Genomic DNA, 2,140 nt, shown 5'->3' on the forward strand with positions numbered 1-2,140 from the left:
CAAGAAGTTCAACCTCGTAAATCATGCATGTATAGTTGATGCCAACCACAATAATTCTGGCAAGAAATTTATTGAACAGCCAAGAATTGTCAAAGAGATAATCCACAGCAGGAATTACGATTCTGAGATCAAGAATCTTGTAAAGGGTGTTATGGTTGAGAGTTATATCGAAGACGGCAACCAGCCAGTAGATGGTGGATGCTATGGTAAGTCTATCACAGATCCTTGTCTTGGATGGGATAAGACAGAGAGACTTCTCAAGGAAGTTGCAGATCTTCTGTAAAAAATACATTTTAAGCCTGCGCGCTTATACAATTACACGTGCTGTGCTTATACAACACAAGAAAACCGGCGGATCTATCATGATACCGCCGGTTTTCTTTATTTATCTGTCAGGCCGAAGCCTCGCAGAGTTTGACGAGTATGCATCTTCCCAAAGACACATCTCCCATCATCTTATATTTACTTGTAGTATACGCATACATCGGATCGACAACTCTTCTCAAAAGTCTTGAAAGAACTGGAACTGTAAATACATATTTAACCTTATACTCCCTGTCCGAATTCTCTGTTAATCTGGCAACATGATCCCTTATATCTATGTAGAACACCCCACTATCATTGCCGATAACATTGAACTGAAGACAACAATCATCAATATCCGCCAATTCCAAAGAACTGAGAACGCCGTCGATACACTCCACGCATTCTTTATACGTCATATAAACACCCAATCTTTATAAGAACTCGAAGTCTGCATCCTCATCGCCATCTCCGATAAGTGCCTGATTACGCTTTACTCCTTCTTCTACTTCACCAACAATAAGTTCTTCCTCTTCTTCCTCCTGAGCAGCCTGAGCACTCTTACCTGAATGCTGCCGGCTTTGGCTCTGCCTCTGGAGCAGCCTTTGGTGTCATCTTGAGCTTCTGAGGTGCATCTCCGCCCTGCGACTTCATCTTAAGCTTTGTTATAGGATCCGCCTCAACTGCAGCTTCAACCTTATTTGCAGCCTCAGCAACCTTTGCACTTGATCCACTCTTGAGTGTCTCCATCTCTTCCTTGAGCTTGGCAAGCTCAGCCTTTGCATTTGCGATAACCTCGTTAGCCTTCTTCTTAGCATCGTTTATTATCTTGTTAGCCTCAGCATTTGCTGCGTTGGCTTCCTTCTTGGAACCAGGAGCAGCCTGCTCGAGCTGCTTCTCAAGCTCATAAATCTTTACGCTGTTCTCCATAAGGTTCTTCTTTGACACTTCGTTCTCTGACTCAAGAGCTGCATACTTTGTCTCAAGTTCTGCATAATCTTCTGCAACTGAGCGCAGGAAGCTGTTAACCTCATCCTTATTATATCCAAAAAGTCCTTTTTTAAAGGTTTTAGATTCAATCTGATCCTTTGTCATTGTATAGTTCTCCTTTTCAGTATTAGTTCTCTCTATAATATTATCCTTTGCATATAGAAACTCCACTTGTAATTATATTAACAAATATTCATTTTTTCAACAATATTGTTGGATTTTATAAAATTTTCCCAATATATTACAATTTTTTCGGCAAATCATGGATATATTACAATTCATTACTGTCAAGTAATATGGTAAATGGCCCATCATTGGACAGATCCACTTTCATATCTGCACCAAATTCTCCATGTTCCACCACAGGAACAAACTCACGGCATCTTTCAATTATATACTCATACATCTCATTGGCCATATCAGGCGCTCCTGCACCAGTAAATGATGGTCTGTTGCCCTTCCGGCAGTCTGCGCACAAGGTAAACTGTGAAACGATCAGGAGTTGGCCGTTTACACTGTTTATGTCAAGATTTGTCTTGCCATTTTCGTCGGCAAATATCCTCATCTTCACAAGTTTGTTTATCATCTTGTCAGCGATCTCTCTGGTATCCGAATCGTATACTCCGACAAACACCAGAAAACCTTTCTGGATGCTGCCTATCATATTTCCATCTACCTCGACTGATGCGTGATTGACACGCTGTATAACAAATTTCATTTTACGGATCCTTTCATAATCTTTTTACAGACTATTTTACCAGCAATATCATTTTGACAGCTATTTGCCGGTTGTACTATCTGTCCGACATGCTTATCGCTTCAACTGCAACGCTGCCACCTCTTACAA

At 40.9% G+C, this 2,140-nt stretch carries 3 protein-coding genes and 1 pseudogene; 1 reads left to right on the forward strand and 3 read right to left on the reverse strand.

The genetic code is table 11. From position 1 onward, the window contains the following. Window positions 1-283, forward strand: a pseudogene (locus CCU_RS12890) (3-deoxy-7-phosphoheptulonate synthase); the annotation flags it as partial. A 109-nt stretch (window positions 284-392) separates the two neighbouring features. On the opposite strand, the gene CCU_RS12895 reads toward CCU_RS12890, so the two are convergent. The 3 genes from CCU_RS12895 to dtd form a co-directional block, all read right to left on the reverse strand. Beyond that, window positions 393-722, reverse strand: a complete 330-nt coding sequence (locus CCU_RS12895) for an SCP-2 sterol transfer family (protein WP_015534963.1) — start codon at window positions 720-722, stop codon at window positions 393-395. Between the two features lie 142 nt (window positions 723-864). Beyond that, complete coding sequence (locus CCU_RS12900) at window positions 865-1,398, reverse strand: DivIVA domain-containing protein (RefSeq protein ID WP_015534964.1); 534 nt, start codon at window positions 1,396-1,398, stop codon at window positions 865-867. Window positions 1,399-1,564: 166 nt separating this feature from the next. Further along, a complete protein-coding gene (gene dtd, locus CCU_RS12905; protein WP_015534965.1) occupies window positions 1,565-2,011 on the reverse strand; it encodes a D-aminoacyl-tRNA deacylase in 447 nt (148 codons plus the stop codon). Between the last annotated feature and the right edge of the window lie 129 nt (window positions 2,012-2,140).

Origin of the sequence: Coprococcus sp. ART55/1, assembly GCF_000210595.1 — a bacterium.
GTDB classification, from domain to species: Bacteria; Bacillota; Clostridia; order Lachnospirales; family Lachnospiraceae; genus Coprococcus; species Coprococcus aceti.

Coding starts and splice junctions, on each gene's coding strand:
- CCU_RS12895 (WP_015534963.1), bottom strand. CDS start 722: ATGACGTATAAAGAATGCGTGGAGTGTATCGACGGCGTTCTCAGTTCT.
- CCU_RS12900 (WP_015534964.1), bottom strand. CDS start 1,398: ATGACAAAGGATCAGATTGAATCTAAAACCTTTAAAAAAGGACTTTTT.
- dtd (WP_015534965.1), bottom strand. CDS start 2,011: ATGAAATTTGTTATACAGCGTGTCAATCACGCATCAGTCGAGGTAGAT.